The 18,169-nt window shown below is 74.1% G+C and carries 19 protein-coding genes and 1 pseudogene; 9 read left to right on the top strand and 11 right to left on the bottom strand.

The window, feature by feature from the left end:
* Nucleotides 1-78: 78 nt before the first annotated feature.
* The 3 genes from AC4OXY_RS08265 to AC4OXY_RS08255 all read right to left on the bottom strand — a co-directional run bounded on the left by AC4OXY_RS08265 (nt 79) and on the right by AC4OXY_RS08255 (nt 3,022).
* Entirely contained in the window at nt 79-744 is a 666-nt protein-coding gene (locus AC4OXY_RS08265) for a DedA family protein (RefSeq protein ID WP_362820105.1), read from the bottom strand.
* A 101-nt stretch (nt 745-845) separates the two neighbouring features.
* Nucleotides 846-1,643, bottom strand: a complete 798-nt coding sequence (locus AC4OXY_RS08260; protein WP_356024131.1) for a polysaccharide deacetylase family protein — start codon at nt 1,641-1,643, stop codon at nt 846-848.
* Nucleotides 1,640-3,022: an MGDG synthase family glycosyltransferase gene (locus tag AC4OXY_RS08255; RefSeq protein WP_491993567.1), complete on the bottom strand. Its 1,383-nt coding sequence runs from the start codon at nt 3,020-3,022 to the stop codon at nt 1,640-1,642. Before AC4OXY_RS08255 ends, AC4OXY_RS08260 begins: the two co-directional genes overlap by 4 nt.
* A gap of 146 nt (nt 3,023-3,168) precedes the next feature.
* Between AC4OXY_RS08255 and AC4OXY_RS08250 the strand changes: the two genes are divergently transcribed.
* Nucleotides 3,169-3,579 carry a BlaI/MecI/CopY family transcriptional regulator gene (locus tag AC4OXY_RS08250; protein WP_362820103.1) on the top strand — a complete coding sequence of 137 codons (411 nt, stop codon included), beginning with the start codon at nt 3,169-3,171 and terminating at the stop codon, nt 3,577-3,579.
* Nucleotides 3,580-3,599: 20 nt separating this feature from the next.
* Nucleotides 3,600-4,607, top strand: coding sequence for a M56 family metallopeptidase (locus tag AC4OXY_RS08245; RefSeq protein ID WP_491993566.1), 1,008 nt, complete (start codon nt 3,600-3,602; stop codon nt 4,605-4,607).
* A gap of 25 nt (nt 4,608-4,632) precedes the next feature.
* Here AC4OXY_RS08245 and AC4OXY_RS08240 read toward each other — a convergent pair whose 3' ends face one another.
* Together AC4OXY_RS08240 and AC4OXY_RS08235 are read right to left on the bottom strand one after the other, a co-directional pair.
* Nucleotides 4,633-5,919, bottom strand: coding sequence for an FAD-dependent oxidoreductase (locus AC4OXY_RS08240; protein WP_491993565.1), 1,287 nt, complete (start codon nt 5,917-5,919; stop codon nt 4,633-4,635).
* Between the two features lie 196 nt (nt 5,920-6,115).
* Nucleotides 6,116-6,703 carry a rhodanese-like domain-containing protein gene (locus tag AC4OXY_RS08235; protein ID WP_362820100.1) on the bottom strand — a complete coding sequence of 196 codons (588 nt, stop codon included), beginning with the start codon at nt 6,701-6,703 and terminating at the stop codon, nt 6,116-6,118.
* Nucleotides 6,704-6,799: 96 nt separating this feature from the next.
* Between AC4OXY_RS08235 and AC4OXY_RS08230 the strand changes: the two genes are divergently transcribed.
* On the top strand, nt 6,800-7,087 hold the full coding sequence (locus AC4OXY_RS08230; protein WP_356024145.1) for a metal-sensitive transcriptional regulator: 288 nt from the start codon (nt 6,800-6,802) through the stop codon (nt 7,085-7,087).
* Nucleotides 7,088-7,126: 39 nt separating this feature from the next.
* Here AC4OXY_RS08230 and AC4OXY_RS08225 read toward each other — a convergent pair whose 3' ends face one another.
* Together AC4OXY_RS08225 and AC4OXY_RS08220 are read right to left on the bottom strand one after the other, a co-directional pair.
* Nucleotides 7,127-7,876, bottom strand: a complete 750-nt coding sequence (locus AC4OXY_RS08225) for a sulfite exporter TauE/SafE family protein (RefSeq protein ID WP_376288149.1) — start codon at nt 7,874-7,876, stop codon at nt 7,127-7,129.
* 112 nt (nt 7,877-7,988) lie between these two features.
* Entirely contained in the window at nt 7,989-9,362 is a 1,374-nt protein-coding gene (locus AC4OXY_RS08220; protein ID WP_356024150.1) for a rhodanese-like domain-containing protein, read from the bottom strand.
* Between the two features lie 222 nt (nt 9,363-9,584).
* On the opposite strand from AC4OXY_RS08220, the gene AC4OXY_RS08215 reads away from it, so the two are divergent.
* The 6 genes and pseudogenes from AC4OXY_RS08215 to AC4OXY_RS08190 all read left to right on the top strand — a co-directional run bounded on the left by AC4OXY_RS08215 (nt 9,585) and on the right by AC4OXY_RS08190 (nt 15,277).
* Nucleotides 9,585-10,778, top strand: a complete 1,194-nt coding sequence (locus AC4OXY_RS08215; RefSeq protein WP_356024152.1) for an acyl-CoA dehydrogenase family protein — start codon at nt 9,585-9,587, stop codon at nt 10,776-10,778.
* A 93-nt stretch (nt 10,779-10,871) separates the two neighbouring features.
* Nucleotides 10,872-11,650 (top strand): annotated as a pseudogene (locus AC4OXY_RS08210) (GntR family transcriptional regulator).
* Between the two features lie 6 nt (nt 11,651-11,656).
* The gene (locus AC4OXY_RS08205; protein WP_356024157.1) at nt 11,657-12,889 is read left to right on the top strand and encodes an MFS transporter; all 1,233 of its coding nucleotides are present in this window, start codon (nt 11,657-11,659) and stop codon (nt 12,887-12,889) included.
* A 4-nt stretch (nt 12,890-12,893) separates the two neighbouring features.
* Nucleotides 12,894-13,877 carry an NADPH:quinone reductase gene (locus tag AC4OXY_RS08200; RefSeq protein ID WP_362820095.1) on the top strand — a complete coding sequence of 328 codons (984 nt, stop codon included), beginning with the start codon at nt 12,894-12,896 and terminating at the stop codon, nt 13,875-13,877.
* A 166-nt stretch (nt 13,878-14,043) separates the two neighbouring features.
* The gene (locus AC4OXY_RS08195) at nt 14,044-14,664 is read left to right on the top strand and encodes a phosphatase PAP2 family protein (protein ID WP_356024161.1); all 621 of its coding nucleotides are present in this window, start codon (nt 14,044-14,046) and stop codon (nt 14,662-14,664) included.
* Between the two features lie 103 nt (nt 14,665-14,767).
* A complete protein-coding gene (locus AC4OXY_RS08190) occupies nt 14,768-15,277 on the top strand; it encodes a GNAT family N-acetyltransferase (protein WP_356024163.1) in 510 nt (169 codons plus the stop codon).
* Nucleotides 15,278-15,292: 15 nt separating this feature from the next.
* Here AC4OXY_RS08190 and AC4OXY_RS08185 read toward each other — a convergent pair whose 3' ends face one another.
* The 4 genes from AC4OXY_RS08185 to AC4OXY_RS08170 all read right to left on the bottom strand — a co-directional run bounded on the left by AC4OXY_RS08185 (nt 15,293) and on the right by AC4OXY_RS08170 (nt 18,154).
* Entirely contained in the window at nt 15,293-15,535 is a 243-nt protein-coding gene (locus AC4OXY_RS08185; RefSeq protein ID WP_356024166.1) for a hypothetical protein, read from the bottom strand.
* A 196-nt stretch (nt 15,536-15,731) separates the two neighbouring features.
* Nucleotides 15,732-16,382 carry a pyroglutamyl-peptidase I gene (gene pcp / locus AC4OXY_RS08180; RefSeq protein ID WP_491993564.1) on the bottom strand — a complete coding sequence of 217 codons (651 nt, stop codon included), beginning with the start codon at nt 16,380-16,382 and terminating at the stop codon, nt 15,732-15,734.
* A gap of 81 nt (nt 16,383-16,463) precedes the next feature.
* Nucleotides 16,464-17,438, bottom strand: a complete 975-nt coding sequence (locus AC4OXY_RS08175) for a DUF979 domain-containing protein (protein ID WP_362820092.1) — start codon at nt 17,436-17,438, stop codon at nt 16,464-16,466.
* Nucleotides 17,435-18,154, bottom strand: coding sequence for a DUF969 domain-containing protein (locus AC4OXY_RS08170; RefSeq protein WP_491993563.1), 720 nt, complete (start codon nt 18,152-18,154; stop codon nt 17,435-17,437). Before AC4OXY_RS08170 ends, AC4OXY_RS08175 begins: the two co-directional genes overlap by 4 nt.
* Nucleotides 18,155-18,169 lie beyond the last annotated feature (15 nt).

Here is an 18,169-nt window from a genome sequence, read left to right as displayed (position 1 = left end):
ACAGCCGCCCCCCGGCAGTGGGGGCGACGAGGCACGACGGACTCGCGGACGGCGCCTCGCGCCGCTCCCGCGCAGCGGTCAGCGCTCCTCCTGTGCGCGCGTCGCCCGGCGGGCGCGCAGGACCTCGGCGAGCAGCGGGATGAGGGAGAGGACCACGATCAGGGCGACCAGCGGCAGCAGATAGCGGTCGACGTTCGGGATCGAGGACCCCAGCGCGTATCCGCCGAGCGTGAGGCCGAGGCTCCACACCAGCCCGCCGACGACCTGCCAGAGCGTGAACGTCCGCACCGGTACGCCCAGGGCGCCCGCCATCGGGTTGAGCACCGTCCGCACCACCGGTACGAAACGGGCCAGGACGACGGCCTTCGCGTGCCCGTACCGCTCCAGCAGTTCCTCGGCCCGCTGCGCTCCCTCGCGCAGCTTCTTCGAGCGGCTGCGGGCGAGCAGGGCCCCGCCCGCCTTGCGGCCGAGGAGATACCCGACCTGGGCGCCGGCCAGCGCGCCGACCGCGGCCGAGACCAGCAGGGGCCCGAGCGAGAGGTGCAGGCCCTGGTCGGACGAGCCCGTGCAGAGCAGGCCCGCGGTGAACAGCAGTGTGTCCCCGGGCAGGAAGAAGCCGATGAGGAGCCCCGTCTCGGCGAACATCACCACGCCGACGCCGAGGACGCCGAACGCGGCCAGCAGCGAATGGGCGTCCAGCACGTTGACGGCCAGCTGCGCGGCGAGATGCGTGGGTGTGGTCATAGACCCCGAGCCTCCATGAGGGTGACGACAGGCATGCAAAGCATGAGGACGATCCGTGAACTGATCAGGACGAGTGGGGACGCGTGCGGCGCTCCCGGTGTCTAACGGCCGGAGCTGCCCGGGGCACCGGCACCGGCAGGGTGAACGTCGGGAGCCGTGGCGAGGCCCGGCCACCCGTGGTCGCGGATCGGGCCGACCTCGTAGCCCCGCTCCGCGCAGGTGTCGAGGATACGGGGCAGCGCGCCGAGGGCCGAGCGCCAGGCGCCGGGGGCGGAGGTGCAGTCCGAGTCGTGCAGCAGGATCGTGCCGCCGCCGTCGAGGTCCGCCGTCACCGTCCGGTGGACGGACTCGGGCGTGGCCCGTGCCGTCCAGTCCTCCCCCCAGCAGGTCCACAGCACGGGGGTGAGCCCGAGGCGCCGGGCCGACACATGGGCTGCGGTGGACATGACCCCGTACGGCGGCCGGAAGAGCGTCGGCGGCGTCCCGGTGATGTCGGCGACCGTGTCGCGGGCGCGGGCGAAGTCGTCGTACGTCGCGCGCGGGCCCCGCAGCAGCAGCGGCCGGTGCAGCCAGCCGTGGATGCCGATCTCGTGGCCGGCCGCCGCGATCTCGCGCACCACGCCGGGGGAGCGATGTGCCTCGCTGCCCAGCAGGAAGAAGGTGGCGCGCACTCCGCGCCGGTCGAGCGACCGCAGGAAGAACGGCGTGGACAGCGGGTCGGGTCCGTCGTCGAAGGTGAGGGCGACGTGGTCCGCGCGGCCCCGGCCGGACAGGCGCGGCATGGTGCGGTTGCGCAGGGGCCCGAAGGTGGAGACGACGGGAGCGCAGTGCACCGCGGCAAGGGCGGCGGCGGGCACGGCGGCCAGTGCGGCCGTGCGCAGGGGGCGGGAGGTCGTCACGAGTGGTGCCCTTCTTCGGTGAACGCCGGCGCGAGCCGGTCCAGGTCGAGGCCGTGGCCCAGGGTGCGCATCAGCGCCGGTCCGTCGTAGGTCGTCACGACCCCGGTGCCGACGGCGCCTGCCCACACCGCGCAGGCCGCGGCGCCGGTGACCACGAGCCGCCGGGTACGCAACCGCCGCCGTCGGCCCGGTCCCGGCGGCGGGGGCGGCGGGCCCGGGCGGTGGAGGCGGGCGATCTCGGCCGCGGGGCCGTCGGCCGGGACGGGCGCGAACAGGGCGAGCCCTGCCTCGCGCTGCCGCTGCCCCAGCGGGCCGCCGACCAGCTCGCCCAGCACACCCTTCAGGTCGGCCGGGTCCCGGATCCACACGGCCACGCCCGCCTCGTCCAGGGCGGCGGCGTTGGCCGGTCCGTGGCCCGGTATGCAGCGGTAGCTGGCCACGGGCAGGCCCGCGGCGAACGCCTCCAGGGAGGTCAGCCCGCCGGCGTTCTGCACCAGGACGTCCGCCGCGTGCATCAGGCCGGGCATGTCGTCGACCCAGCCGTAGGAGTACGTGATCCCGTCCGCCCGCAGCTGCCGGGCCAGGGCCTCGTTGCGACCGCAGACCACGACCGGGACGGCGGCCCCGCAGTCGCGCAGCTCTCCGGCGACCTGCCGGACCGGTCCCACCCCCCAGGACCCGGCGACCAGCAGGGCCAGCGGGGCGTGCTCCGGCAGCCCGAACCGAGCCCTCGCGCGGGCGCGTTCGAGCGGGTCGCCGGGGCGGAAGCGGGGGTCGGTGACCGGTCCGCGCACCCGCACGTCGCGGGCTCCGGCCGCGCGCGCCTGCGTCGCGGGCACCGCATGGGCGGCGAGGTGGACGTCCACGCCGTCCGCGACCCACAGCGGGTGCACCGAGAAGTCGGTCAGGTAGGTGACCACCGGGACGGCCAGGCGGCCGGCCAGGCGCAGGTTGCCGAGCACGCGGCTGGCGCCCGGGTATGTGGACACGACCGCGCCGGCGTCCGGGTGCAGCGCGCGCAGCACGCGCTCCTCGGCGGCGCGCAGCAGGGCCCGCGCCGCGGGACCGCTGCCGCCGGCGCGCTCGGTCCCGGCGTAGAGCCGCTGGTAGGCCCAGGGGGCGGCGACGAGCATGCGGTGGTAGCCGCCCCGGACGGCGCGGCCGAGACCGGCGGGCAGCAGGTCCAGCAGGTCGTGCCGGTCGACGACGAAGCCGTCCGCGACGAGGCGGCGCTCCAGTTCGGCGGCGGCACCGTCGTGGCCGGCGCCGACGCTCGCCGAGACGATCGCGACGCGGCGCGAGGCCGTGGTCGCGTCGCGGGGCACCGGCGGGACGCCCGCGGGCGCGGGCCTCGGCAGCGTACGTCCGGGATTGGCCATGGGCTGTCCTCTGCGCGCAGGTGGTGAAGGAGTACGAAACTACAAGTTGTAGTAGTTCCTGTTTCAAAGCCCGGAGCATACCTCCTACAACTAGTAGGAGACCGCCGGGTAGCCTGGACTGCGGCAAGGCAACGAAAGGGCGAACGGTGAACGGCTTCAGGGATGGCGGCACACCCGGCAGGCGGGCGCGCGGCGAACTGGAGAGCAATGTGCTCGCCGCCCTCTGGTCCGCGGACGGACCGCTGACGGCACGCCAGGTGCTTGCGGGACTGCCGGACGATCTCGCCTACACGACCGTCCTGACGATCCTGTCCCGGCTGTACGACAAGGGCATGCTCGTCCGGCACCGCGCCGGCCGGGGCTACGCCTACGAGCCTGCCCGTGACGAGGCCTCTCACACCGCCCACCGCATGAAATCGCTCCTGGAGGGCGGTTCCGACCGCGAGGCGGTGCTGACCCGCTTCGTCTCCGAACTGTCCGCGCGGGACGAGCGGTTGCTCCAGTATCTGCTGTCCGGGCCCGAGGACCACCCCGGCCGCGACGGCGCCGGACACTGAGACGGCGGGGGAGTGAGCCGGTGCTGATCAGCGTCTACGTCCCGCTCGTCGTGACGGTCGTGCTGAGCGTCCTCGCGCCCCGGCCGGCCCGTCGGCTCGCCCCGCGCCCCGCCGCCTGGGCCCTGGCCTGCACCGCGCTCGTGACGACCGTCGGCTGGACGGGCTCGCTGGCGCTGCTGGCCTTCGCCGGGATCGCCCAGATACCCGAGGTGGCGGCGGAGGGCCGCTGGTCGGTACCGGTCCTGCGGGCCGAGAACCCGGTCCACCTCACCGTCGCGGTCGCCGGTTCCCTCGTCCTGGTCGCGGGGTGCGTCTCCCTGGTGCTCGCCGCCGTACGGCAGGTCCGCCATCTCCTGTGGGCCCGGCGCGAGTGCGCCCGCGTGCCCGGCGACGGGGAGCTGGCCGTCGTCGACACCGACGTGCCCCAGGCGTTCGCGCTGCCCGGCGCGCCCGGCCGCATCGTCGTCTCTCGGGGCATGCTGCGCTGTCTGGACGACGAGGAGCGCGAGGCGCTGCTGGCGCACGAACGCGCCCATCTGCGCGGCCGGCACCACCTGTTCCAGGCCCTCTGGCGCCTTGCCGCGGCCGTCAATCCGCTGCTGCGGCCCCTGGCCGACGCGGGCGGGTACGTCCTGGAGCGCTGGGCCGACGAGGAGGCGGCGACGCACGTCGGCAGCCGCAGGGTCGTCGCCCGCGCCGTGGGCCGAGCCGCCCTCGCCGCCTCCTCCCGCAGATCGACCCCGCCCGCGCTCGCCGTCACGGGCGGCGCCGTGCCGCAGCGGGTCCGCGCCCTGCTCGGCCCGCCCCCGCCCCGCCGGCCCCTCCCCATCGCCGGCGGAGCCCTGCTGCTGACCCTGTGCTGCGCGGGCCTCGCCAACGCCGCCTCCGACAGCGACAAGATGGTCGACGACGCACAGCGGGCCCAGTGCGCGGCGACGGTCGCGCACGTGGAAGCGGGCGTGCGCCCCGCGCACGCCCGCTTCCGCCTCTGCTGCCGCCATCACGGGCCGGGCGAGCGGCGAGGGTAGCGTCCGGCCCGCGCGGCTGCCGCGGTCAGCGGGCGGCCCGGATCCGCCGCAGGGTGTCCCGGGCGATGCGGGAGGCAGCGAACTCCGTTCCGGCGACGAACCGCATCATGGGGCCGAACACCGGCGCCGCGAGCGACCCGGTGAAGTACAGCCCGGGTACGGACGACTCCAGCGTGCCCGCCAACTCGGGGGCCCTGGACCCCGGTACGCACACCAGCTCCCGGCGCAGCGCCGGGGACAGGAACGGCAGCGCGTCCAGGTCGAGCCGGTAGCCCGTGGCCGCGAGGACGTGGTCGACGGTGAGATCGGACGTACCGTGGGACCCGGTGAGCCGGAGCCGGACCGTGGCCTGTGGTGTCACCTCGGCGAGCGTGACGCGGCTCGCGGTGTGCACCGGTACGACGCCCTCGACCCGGTCCCGCAGCCACCAGCCGCCCGACGGGCCGAGCGCGCGCCGGAACAGCAGGAGCCGCGCGGAGGCGGGCAACTGCCGTACGGCGTGCGGGGCTTTGCACACCGCGGCCAGCACATAGCCGGTGCCCAGGGGCGAGGCCGGCTGGGCGAGGCGCCGGGGCCAGGGGCGGGACAGCACGGGCGTCGTCCCCCACCGCACCCGGCCCTCCCGGACCAGCACCCGCACCTCGGCGCCCGCCTCGTGCAGCAGCGCGGCGCTCTCCAGCGCCGACTGGCCGCCGCCGATCACGGCGACCCGCCGCCCGGCGTAGCAGGACAGGTCGGTGTGGTGGCTGGTGTGTGACACAAGAGCCCCGGGCCCGGCACCCTCGGGGGCCAGCCGGCTCAACTGGTCGGGTATGTGGGCGAGTCCGTTCAGTCCGGTGGCCACGACGACGGCCCTGGCGGCCACGTCCCGCCCGTCCGCCGGCCGGACCGTCCAGCCCGCGCCCGTGCCGTCCCGGTCGAGGGACACGACCCGGGTGGGGTCGACGTCACCGACGTACTGCTTCTGGAACCACTGCCCGTACCGCACGAACACGTCGCACGGGATCGGCGTCAGCTCGGTCAGTTCCGGCTCGCCCTGGAGCCGGCGGAAGTCGGCGAGCCGGGCGCCCGGCCCGGGTGCGGACAGATCGGTGGCCGCCGGTGTCGACTTCAGGAACATCCCGGTGGCCATGGCATGGCGCCAACTGCCCATCACCTCCCCGAAGATGTGCACCGGCACCCCGGCCGCCCGCAGATGCGCGGCCACGGACAGCCCGTACGGCCCCGCCCCGACCACGACGACCGGAAGCTCCCCGCGCCCGGCCTGCGCCCGCTCGGCGGCGGGGTGTCGGCCTGGAAGCGACTGCGTCATGCATCCCCCTGCTGGTCCGCTCGCCGCCTTCCCCCGGGCGGCGCGACACGTCGGGATGGTGCGACCGCCGCCGCACTCGTCCCCCCTCCGCCACCGAGTGTGACCCCTCACCCGTCGGCGATGTGTGAAAACGGCGCACGTTGCCTGAAACATGGTCGAACCGTGTGAGGTGCATTGCCCGGCCGCGCGCCCCGGTTCAGCGGGCGCGCAGGGCGGCGAGCGTGGCGGCGAGGTCGGCGGGGCGCGGCCGGTTGTGCGGCAGCTTGCCGAGGACGACCGCCATGCCGCAGGTGTCCGTCAGGGCGGAGAAGACCAGGCCGCCTGCGACGCCCGCCGACAGCAGCGCGAAGGCCGGGTGGACCAGCACGCCGAGCAGCAGGCCCAGCAGGACCAGCGTGCCCGCGGTGAGGCGCACCTGCCGCTCCATGGCCCAGCCGGACCGCGCGTCGCAGGCCACGGGCCGCTCCAGGTCGTGTCCGGCGGCGGCGAAGGCGGTGGTGCCGCCGGCGAGCGTGGCCGCGGGGATGCCCTGCTCGGCGAGGAGCGCGCAGGCGTTGCCGGAACGGGCGCCCGAGGCGCACACCATGAGGAGGCCGCCGCGCCCGGCCGCGTGCCGCAGTTCGGGCAGCGCGTGCCGGAGCTGGTCCACGGGGATGTTCAGGGCCCGGGGCAGATGGCCGGCGGCGTACTCGCCGGGGGTGCGGACGTCGATGACGGTGAACTCGTGCAACCGGGCAGCGGCCTGGTCGGTGCCGAGGGTGGCGGGGGAGAGGGGGCTGGTCATGGCGGAGCCGGTCCTTTGCTGTTCGTCTGCTGTGCGTCGTCGTCCCGCGAGGGGACGTACAGTTACCCCTAGGGGTATTCGGTTGAGGAGTTGATCGTGGAGCTGGAGCTTGAGGGCGAGTCCCTGAAGGCCGTGCTGAACCGGCTGCGGCGGGCGCAGGGCCAGATCTCCGGGGTGATCCGGATGATCGAGGAGGGCCGGGACTGCGAGGACGTCGTCATGCAGCTGGCCGCCGCCTCGCGGGCGCTCGACCGGGCCGGGTTCGCGATCATCGCCACCGGCCTCCAGCAGTGCGTGGCCGACATCGAGTCCGGCCGGAAGAACGGTGAGGACGCCGAGGCGATGCGCGCCCGGATGGAGAAGCTGTTCCTGTCCCTGGCGTGAGCTCTCGGCGGTCCCCGCACCAGCGTGCGCGGCGGGCCGTCACAGCACCGCGTCGGCCAGCATGAAGCCGGCCACCGCGAGCAGGATCACGGCGAAGGCCCGCTGCAGCGTGCGCGCGGGGAGCTTCGCCGACAGTCGCCTGCCGTCCCACGCGCCGAGGACGGCCGCCCCGGCGAAGGGCCCGATGAGGCCCCAGTCCAGGCCGCTCGCCGTACCGGCGCGCGTCACCAGCGCGGCCAGCGAGTTGACCGTGATGACGAGCAGGCTGGTGCCCACGGCCGCCCGCATCCGCATCCCGAGCACGCTCACCAGCGCCGGGACCGCGAGAAAGCCGCCGCCCACGCCGAGCACGCCGGTGACCGCGCCGAGTCCGGCCCCCGCGGCCGCCGCCCGGCCCGGCCGTACCGGTGCGGCGGCCTCCTCGGCGGGCGCGCGCCGGCGCACCATCCGCAGCGCCGCGACGCCCGCCACGACGGCGAAGCCCACGGTCAGCACGGTCGCCGGCAGGCGGGAGGCGAGCGCCCCGCCCAGCATGGCCGGGCCGATGCCGGCCGCCGCGAACAGCAGCCCCGTACGCCAGCGCACATGACCGTCGCGGGCATGCGCCGACAGAGCCGTCGCCGAGGTGACGGAGACGATGACCAGCGCGGCCGTGGTGGCCGCGACCGGAGTGAACCCGAGCAGGTAGATCAGCGCGGGGACGGCCAGCACACTGCCACCGCCGCCGAGCGCCCCGAGCGTCAGACCGATGGCGGCTCCGGCGGCCAGGGCGAGGAGCACGGCGCTCACGCGACGATCCCGCCCTCGTCGGCCCCGCTGTGGCCGGTGCGCTCGGCGGCCTCCGGCACGGTCGGCCGGTCCGGGGCGCCGGGGTGTCGTGTGAAGGAACTCATCGTGGTTCTCACTTCTGTTGCTCGGTGAGCCCGGCTTCCACGGCCGAGGCGAAGGAGTCGTCGACGGCCACGACGTCGCGGCCCCCGGCGTCCAGCAGCGACGCGGCGATGGCGGCGCGCATGCCGCCCGCGCAGTGCACCCAGACCTGCCCCGCGGGCACTTCGTGGAGGCGCTCGCGCAGCGTGTGGACCGGGATGTGCACCGAGCCCGCGACGAAGCCGCCGGCGCGCTCGGAGTCCCGGCGGACGTCCAGCACGACGACGCCGTCCCGGGGGCGTCCGGCGAGATCCGCGAACGTGGCCCGCGGGAAGGACGCCGGTGCCGTGCCCTCGGACACCCAGTGCGCCGGGTCACCGGTCGCCGCGGCGGCCGGGCGCTCGATGCCGACCTGTGCCAACTGCCGCTGTGCGGCGGCGAGTTGTTCGGCGGACTCGGCCAGCAGGGTCACCGGCCTGCCCCAGGGGATCAGCCAGGCCAGGTAGATGCCGAGCTGCCCGTCGGCCTCGAAGTTGAACGAGCCCGCGACGTGCCCCGCGGCGAAGGCGACACGGTGGCGCAGGTCCACGACCCACTCCCCGGCTGCGAGCCGCGCGGCGATCTCGCCGGCGTCGGCCACGGCGGGCGGCGTCAGGTCGACCGGGGCGGGGCCGTCGGCATTGGCCGGGCCCATGTGCGTGTAGTACGCGGGGACGTCGTCCAGGCCGGCCAGCAGCTCGGCGACGAAGGTGTCGACGTCACGGACGAGCGCCGCGTTGTTCGTCTTCTCCTTGCCGATCGTCGTGGCGTCGCCGCCCGCCCGGCCCGCCCGGTTCGACGCGCAGAAGCTGCCGAAGCCGTGTGTGGGCAGCACCGCCGTCTCCTCCGGCAGTTCTGCGGCCAGCCGGTGCGCGGAGGCGTACTGGGCCCGGGCGAGGTCCCGCGTCAGGCGTGGCTCGACCAGGTCGGGGCGGCCGACGGTGCCGATCAGCAGGGAGCCGCCGGTGAACACCGCGACCGCCGAGCCGTCCTGTTCCAGGGCGTACGACATGTGGTGCGGGGTGTGGCCGGGCGTCGCCAGCGCGCGCAGGACGAGTCCCGCGGCGGCGTCGATGTCGTGGCGGTCGCCGTCGTGCACCGGCACGCGCGCGTAGGCGACCCGGGCGCCGGCGGGGACGAGGTAGGCGGCGCCCGTGAGCCGGGCCAGTTCGAGGCCGCCGGTGACGTAGTCGTTGTGGAGGTGCGTCTCGACCACGTGGGATATGCGCACACCGCGCCGGGCCGCCGCCGCGATCACGTGGTCGATGTCGCGCGGCGGATCGACCGCCACCGCCGTGTGCGCGCCGCCCGCCAGGTACGTGCGGTTGCCCAGCCCCGGCACCTCGATCGTGTCGACGAAGAACATCGGGCACTCCTTTCCCGTGCGTGAATTACCCCCGGGGGTATGTGTTCGACAGTAGCACGGGTACCCCGGGGGGTATTTTTGGCGAAGGGTGCGGAGCTCGGATCGGCGGTGTGTTTTGAAGCCAGTCGGGTGATCGACGGGCCGGTCCCGGGCTTGGGTGCGGCCTGTCTCGGGCTCCGCCGGAGAGACTGCGGCCATCCCCCAGTGGAGGTGGCGAACAGCATGCTCAGCGACAGCACAACGACGATCGTGGCCGAGCGGCCGCTGGTGGCGGACGTCGTCGCCGGCGCGCCGCGCGTGGCGGAGATCGCGGCGCGGTGCGCCGAGGAGACGGAGGCCGCCCGGCGGCTTGCGCCCGAGGCGGTCGAGGCGGTGCGGGAGGCCGGGTTCGCCCGGCACTTCGTCCCCGCGGCCTACGGCGGCGCGGACGGCCGCTTCACGGACATGACCGCGGCGGTCACCCTGGTCGGCCAGGGCTGCGCCTCGGCGGCCTGGGCCGCCTCGCTGTCCGCGTACGCGGCCCGCTATGGGGCCTTCCTGCCCCTGGAGGGACAGGCCGAGATCTGGGCCGACGGCCCGAACGCCCTGATGGCGGGCGCGCTCATGCCGGCCGGCAAGGCCGAGCCCGCCTCCGGCGGCTGGCGGCTGAGCGGCGAGTGGCGGTACATCAGCGGGGTGCGCTTCGCGGACTGGGTCTTCGCCTGCTCCGCCGTACCCGACGGCCAGGTGGGTCCCGACGGACGTCCCGAGGTCCGGTTCTTCGCGGTGCCCCGGGCGGACATCATGGTGCGGGACACCTGGTTCACGATGGGCATGCGCGGGACCGGCAGCGACACCATGGCCCTGGACGACGTGTTCGTGCCCGAGCACCGGACCCTGTCGAGGTTCGACATCAACGCCGGCCGGGCGACCGCCTCCGAGGCCCGCTGCCACACCGTCCCCGTGGACGCCCTGAACGCCCTGCCCCTCGCCGTTCCCGTGCTGGGTGCCGCCCGCGGGGCACTGCGCGTCGGCGCCGAGCAGACCATGCGGCGGGTCGACCGGCGCGGCGCCCCGGTGCGGGAGAAGCCGCCGGTCCAGATCGAGCTGGCCCGCTCGGCCGGCGAGGTGGACGCGGCCGAGCTCCTCATGCAGCGGGCCGCCCGTGTCGCCGACGGTGTCGAGCAGGCCCGGGAGGGCGAGGCGGCGGTACGCGGGCCGCGGGACCTCGCGCTGGCGGTCGGACTGCTGGTGTCGGCCGTCGACCGGATCTTCAAGGCCGGCGGCACCACGTCCCACTTCGAGACCGACCCCCTCCAGCGGTTCTGGCGGGACGTCAACACCGCGGCCTCCCATGTGATCTTCGAATTCGAGACCGCAGGAGCCGCCTTCGGCGCCTGGGCACTCGGCGCCGAGGGCGCGGAGCGCAGACGCTGAGGCGCGAGCGCCGAGCGTGTTTCTGCTCCAGTAGCTTTCACGCGGTGAAGTAGCTTCTCAACTCCGCCTGGAATCACCGCTGGAGAGTCACCCATGCCCCGAGAAGCGCCGTACCGTGCACTGGCCGACGTGTTGCGCGCCCGTGTTCTCTCGGGGGAGTGGGACGTCGGTGAGCGCCTGCCGTCCCGGGCGCGGCTCGCCGAGGAGTACGGGGTCGGACGCAATGTCGTGCAGCGGGCCATGGACCGCCTCATCGACGAAGGACTCCTCGAAGGGCGCGCGGGATCGGGCACCTATGTGCGCACACCGCGCGAGCGCCTGCGGCTCGTCCGCTCGCGCCACCACGAACGCCGGGACGGCTCACCCCGCCGCGCCGGTACGTCCGCCGGCGCACGTCCCGATCTGCGGGAGCGGGGCCGGGCCGACTCCTGGGACGCGCACAGCCAGGTGCGCGTGCCCGCCCCCGAGGCCATCGCCGAGCGGCTCGCCATCCGCCCCGGCGACCTCTGTGTCACCACGCACTACGAGTTCCTCGCCGAGGGGCACCCCGTCCAGCTCTCCGCGTCCTGGGAACCGATGACCCTCACGGGCGGAACGCCGATCGTGCTGCCCGAGACGGGACCGCTGGCGGGAAAGGGGGTGCCCGAGCGCTGCGCTCCATCGGAGTCGTCGTCGACACCGTGGTCGAGATGCCCCGCCCGGCCCGCGCCACCCCGGTACACGCGAATCTGCTGGGAATCAGCGCCGGAGACCTCGTACTCCGGATAGAGCGGACCATCTACGCCACCGACGGCCGCCCGGTGGAAACCGCCGACATCGTCATCCCGGACGCGCGCCGGGCCGCGGTGTACGAATTCGGCGTCGAGCGGTGACACCAGGTGATACCCAAGGGAATTCCCTCGCGGCTCGGTCTTCTGCGTGATCCGGATTTCGGGCGGCTCTTCGCCGCCACCGCCCTCGGACAACTGGGCGACCGCATCATTTTCCTGGCACTGCCCCTGGTCGCGATCACGGCGCTGAACGCCGACGAACTCCAGGTCGGACTGCTGACCGCGACGACCACGGCGGGCTCGCTGCTCATCGGACTGCCGGCCGGCGCGTGGGTGGACCGGATGCGAAAGCGGCCCGTGATGATCGCCGCCGATCTGGTGCGCGCGCTGATCCTGCTGTCGGTCCCGGCGGCGTGGTGGGCCCGTCTGCTCACGATCGAGTGGCTCTGCGCGGCCGCCCTGCTGCACGGACTGCTGACCGTCTTCTTCGACGTCGCCTACGTCAGCTATCTCCCGCACCTGGTGGGACGGGACAACCTGGTCGAGGGGAACGCGAGACTCTCGGCGGTCCGGTCGGTGACCAGCATCGGCGGACCCGCGGTGGCGGGGCCGCTGGTCGGCTGGGCGGGAGCCCCCGCCGCGCTGCTGGCGAGTTCGGCGGGGATGGTGGCCTCGGGGCTCCTCGCGACCCGCATCCGCAGGCGTGAGGAGAGACCGGGGGCGGGCGGGAGACGGCATCTGGCCCGGGACATCAGGGAAGGGCTGGCCTTCGTCCTCGGGCAGCCCGTCCTGCGCGCGACGATCGCGGGGGACGCGATGTTCAACCTCTTCCTGGTCCTGTACCAGACGATGCTTCTGGTCTTCCTGGAGCGGAAGATCGGTCTCGGCACCCTCGGTATCGGGCTCGTCCTGTCGGGCATGGGCTGTGGCGCGCTGCTGGGTGCCCTGCTGGCCACCGGCATCGCGCGGCGGCTCGGCCAGGGGCGGGTGATCTGGCTCGCGCCGCTGGTCACGTGTCCGCCGACCGCCCTGATGCCGCACGCGCGGCCGGGCTGGAGCCTGTACGCGGCGGCGGTCGGGCTCGCGGCGCTCTCCCTGGGCGGTGTCGTCCGCGTGGTGTCCCAGTCGAGCCTCCAGCAGGCCCTCACCCCGGACCGGCTCCTCGGCCGTATGAACGCCACGGCCCGGTTCGTGTCCTGGGGAGGCGTTCCGCTGGGCGGAGTACTGGGCGGGGTCTCGGGTGCGCTGTGGGGAGCCGGGGCGACCCTGTGGACCGGCGCCATCGGCATGACACTGAGCTCGCTCGTCCTTCGCCGGGCGGGCCGGGGTGGAACCATGTGATGTCATGCGTGCCGCGTACATCCAGGAACTGGGTTCCGCCGACGTCATCCGGTACGGGGAGATTCCCGCGCCGGTGCCCGGTCCCACCGACGTACTGGTGGCGGTGCGGGCCACGGCGGTCGACCCCGTCGACGCCTTCGTCCGCTCGGGGCTCTTCCCGACGCACCTGACCTTCCCGTTCGTCGTCGGACGCGACCTGGTCGGGACGGTGGCCGAGGTGGGGCCCGGCGTCACCGGATTCCGGGTCGGGGACCGGGTGTGGTGCAACAGCCTCGGGCACGAGGGGCGCCAGGGCGCTGCGGCGGAGCGGGCGGTGGTGGCGGCCGACCGGCTGTACCACCTGCCCGACGGCGTCGATCCGGACAACGCGGTCGCGGTCGTCCATCCGGCGGCGACCGCGTACCTCGCCCTCTTCGTGCACGGGCGCCTGCGCGCGGGCGAGACCGTGCTGGTCGCCGGGGCCGCGGGCAACGTGGGCGGTGCCCTGGTGACGATGGCGGCGCGGGCCGGCGCCCGGGTCCTCGCGACGGCCGGCGCGCGGGACGCGGCGTACTGCGCACGGTCGGGCGCGGCCGAGGTCTTCGACTACCGCGATCCGGACCTGGCCGGGACGATCCGGGCCGCCGCGCCCTCGGGCGTCGACCTCTACCTGGACACGGCGGGCGTCAACGACCTGGAGACCTCCGTCGGACTGCTCGCCCGGCGGGGCCGCGTCGTGCTGCTGGCCGGTGCCGGCACCCGGCCCGTGCTGCCCGCCGGAGCCCTGTACATGAACGACCGCTCCGTCGTGGGATTCGTCATCTCCCACGCGACCACCGACGAACTCGCCGAGGCCGCCGGGTACATCAACGACCTGCTCGGCCGGGGTGCCCTGCGGGCGCGCCGGACCGAGATCCTCCCGCTCAGCGCGGCCGGCGCGGCGCACGCCCGGCTGGAGCGCGGCGAGCTGCACGGGCGGCGCGTGGTCCTGCGCACGGACGTCTCCTAGCGCGTATCGATCTCCAGGTGAGTGAACCGATCTCCGCCTGATAACGTCTACTCACTTGTAGACGTTCATGTTCCGGACGTCCACAGGTCATCTTCATGTCCACTCAGTGTCGCGGCGCGTTCCCCGGAGCGCGCCGCACGCGCACCACGGCCCGGAGATCCGCTCGATGACGACTTCCTCCCCGACCGTTCAGGCACTCGACGGCGCGGCCATAGACGGCGGCCTGTACACCGACGTCACCGACTTCGCCCGCCATACGCACTGGCTGAACGGAACCGCGGCCGCGTACAGCGCGTACGGCACCGGCATCTTCGCGCTGCTCCTGCTGGTCGCCTGGTGGCGGGCCCGAGGGCAGGGGAGCACCGCGATGGCCGCCGTGCTGGGCGCTCCGTTCGCCGTCGTCCTCGCCTATGTGGTGAACAGCGGGATCAAGATGGTCTTCCAGGAGCCCCGGCCGTGCCGGGCGCTGCCCCACGACTTCCTCATCGAGGCGTGCCCGGCCCCCGACGACTACGCCTTCCCCAGCAATCACACGACCGTCGCCTTCGCCTTCGCGGTGGCGCTCCTCCTCGTCAGCAGGCGGCTCGGATCCGTCGCCCTGCTCGCGGCCGTCGTGATGGGGGCCTCGCGTGTCTACGTCGGCGCCCACTACCCGCACGACGTCGCCGTGGGCGCCCTGGTCGGCAGCGTCGTCGCCCTGGCCACGGTGCTCGCGGCACGCCGGTTCGCGCCGCCCCTGGTGGACCGGCTCCGCGACGGCGCGCTGCGCCCGCTGCTCATGGCCTAGCCGGCGCGGCGAGTCGGCGGCAAAGGTCGCAAAAGGGTTGGTCCGGCCCGGTCGGCATGTGCTTCGATGCAGGCCGTCAAGCGAATCGGAGCGCACGCCCCCCATGCCGCACAGGTGGACCACCCGCGCCGAGACCGGTGCCGACATCCCCGCAGTCCGCGAGATCAACCTCTCCGCGTTTCCCACCGCCGGGGAGGCCGACCTCGTGGACGCCCTGCGGGGCGATCCCGCGTGGCTCGACGGGCTGTCCGTGGTCGCCGTCGACGACAGCGGCACGCCGGCCGGGTACGCCCTGCTGACCCGCTGCCACATCGGCGACGTCCCGGCGCTGTGCCTGGCACCCGTCGCCGTACGTCCCGACGGGCAGCGCACCGGCGCCGGATCCGCCGCGGTCCGGGCCGGGCTGCGGGCAGCCCGGGAGCGGGGCGAGCGCCATGTGGTCGTCCTCGGTCACCCGGACTACTACCCGCGCTTCGGATTCACCCGGGCCTCGGCCCACGGGATCGGCCTGAGCATCGACGTCCCGGACGACGCCCTGATGGCCCTCACCCTCGACGCACGCCACCCCCTGCCCGCCGGTATCGTCCGCTACGCCGCCCCGTTCGGCATCTGAACGCGCGGACCGGCCCTACCCAGGGGATCGAGGGCCTGCGCCGCGAAGGTGCCCGGCCAGTGCCCGGTCGCGAAGTCGCCGCGTTCCACGGCGGGCGGGCCGGCCACCAGACGGGCTCCGGGCGCCTCGGTCAGCCGACTGCGCACCGGCCCGTCCGGGCGGAGCCCCCGTGGCCGAGCGGAGCGCGGCGGCCCTGCTCAGGGTGAGCCCCGGCAGATGGCCGATCCGCGGGTCGCTGCGGTCGGAGACGACGGGCACCTCAAGCGGCGGGCAGGAAGCCGTCGAGCCACCACGCGAACCGCTCCCGGCCCAGCGTCCTGCGCATCGCGTACGGCCTCTGGGGTCGCGGGAGCCCCGGGGCGAAGGCGCTGTGGGGGTGGTGGCCGTAGCGCACGGGATACGTGGCCCAGTAGTACTGCCGCTCGAAGGAAGGGCGGTGTACAGGTGGGCGGCATCAGTGGGTGGTTCCCTCGGAGATCTTCAGGTCCTGGCCCGTGGGGGTGGCGGCCGCTGTGACCAGCAGGGCGCGCAGGCCGCGGGCGACCGTGGCGGGCTCCAGGGCCGGGGCGGTGCCGTCGGGGACCTGCTCCGGCGCCCAGGGCACATGGACGAAACCGCCCCGGATGTGCGGGAGTTCGGTGGCGATGAGGTGGGCCAGGCCGTACGCGACGTGGTTGCAGACGAACGTGCCGGCGGTGTGCGAGACGGCGGCGGGCACACCGGCCGTGCGCAGGGCGGCGACGCAGGCCTTCACGGGGAGGGACGAGAAGTACGCGGCGGGGCCGCCCGGGACCACGGGTTCGTCGACGGGGCGGCGGCCGGCGTTGTCGGGGATGCGGGCGTCGTCGAGGTTGACGGCGACGCGTTCGACCGTCACGCCGGGGCGGCCGCCCGCCTGGCCCAGGCAGAGGACCAGTTCGGGGCCGGCCGCGCGGACGGCGTCGCGCAGGACTGTGACGGACTCGCCGAAGACACACGGCAGTTCGGCGGCGGTGACGGTCAGCCCGGCGGGCGGCTCGGCGGCCACGAGGGAGGCCGCCTGCCACGACGGGTTCACGCGCCGGCCGTCGAAAGGGGCGAAGCCGGTGATGAGCACGCGGGTCATGGCACTTCCTTCATCGGGCCCTCTTCATCGTCTTCATCGGGTGTTTCCTCCACGGGGAGCGGAGGGCGGCGGGCGCGGCGGTCAGAAGGCGAAGAGCGCCATGATCACCGTGGCGCAGACCAGCAGCGGCAGCGCCGTCGGGATCTGCGCCTTGATCGGGCCGTACTGGTCCTTCAGTTCGAGCAGGGTGGCCGGGACGATGTTGTAGTTGGCGGCCATCGGTGTGCACAGCGTCCCCGCGAAACCGGCCAGCATGCCGATCGCGAGGACGGCCGCTTCGTTGCCGTGCATCTGCTCGATGAGGACGGGCCAGCCGATCGCCGCGGTCATCACCGGGAACGCGGCGAACGCGTTGCCCATGATCATCGTGAACAGGAACATGCCGACGCAGTACGCCGCCACGGCGAGGTACTTGGAGTCGCCGGGCAGGATGTCGTGCACGATCCTGCCGACCTGGGTGCCGACTCCGGCCAGCGCGAAGATCGAGCCGAGCACGGCGAGGAGCTGGGGCAGCAGCAGGGCGGAGCCCATCGCCTCCAGCATGGAGCGGCCGGAGTGCAGCGGGACCGACAGCCTGCGCTCGCCGGTGACCAGCATGCCGACGACGAGGGCGACCAGACAGCCGATCCCGAGTCCGATCAGGGTGGCCTTGCCCGTCTCGAACAGGCCGGAGGTGTCGAGCACGGAGGCGCACACGATCGCGACGAGCGGAATGGTCAGCGCGGGGACGAAGATCCTGCCGCCGAGCCGGGTCGCGGAGGCCTCGCGCTCCTCCGCGCTGCTGGTGACGGGCTCGCCCTTGCCGAGGAAGTTGAACCCGGCGAGCACGATCAGGGCGAGGACGGCGACACCGAGCGGTTCGGCGGGCAGGGTCCAACCACCCTTGTGCGCCGTGTCGTTGGCGACTCCGGTGCCGTAGGGGAAGGTGAGCCCGAGCAGGCCCCAGAAGGCGGCTGAGGTCCACCGCCTGGGGTTGGTGCGGTCGGCCGCCATCTGCGCGGCCATGACGACGAAGACGAGGCCCACCAGCCAGTAGAGCCATTCGGCCTTGATCACTTGTCGGTTCCCTTCGGCAGCGGCAGGTCGTGCTCGGCGCGGGCGAGGGCCATCTGGCGCTCCAACTGCCGGTCCAGGAGCAGGAGTCGGGCGCCGTGGACGAGGAAGGCGCAGACGGCGAGCGGGACGGCCCACACGGCCAGCTGGGTCGGTTCGAGGTTCTGGTGGTACGTCGAGTTCACGAACCCGGTGATCAGCAGGATCGAGCCGATGGCGATGAAGCAGTCCTCGCCGAAGAAGAGGCCCACGGTGTCGGCGGACGCGGCGTAGGAGCGCACCTTCTCGCGCAGGCGGTCCGGCAGTTCGGTGCCCGTCGTGCGCTCGGCGGCGGCCTCGGCCATGGGTGCGACGAGCGGCCGTACGGTCTGCGCGGGGCCGCAGATGCTGGTGAGGCCGAGGGCGGCGGTGACCTGACGGACCAGCAGGTAGACGGTGAGGAACCGGCCGGTGCTGAGCCCGGTGAGCCGGCCGATGAGACGGCGGGCCTGTTCGCGCAGGCCGTAACGCTCCAGCAGGCCGATCACGGGCAGGGCGACGGCGAAGACGGTGACCGACCGGCTGTCGGCGAAGGACCGGCCGAAGGCCGCGAGGACCTCCAGTGGATCCATCCCGCCGACCAGCCCGGTGAAGACACCGGCGACGCCCACCACGAGGACGGGATTGCAGCGCGTGACGAAGCCGAGGATCACCACGACCACGCCGAGGAGAACGATCATGCGGCGGCCTTCTTC

This window comes from Streptomyces sp. HUAS MG56, from assembly GCF_058673395.1.
This window is presented reverse-complemented; position numbering and strand designations above follow the sequence as displayed.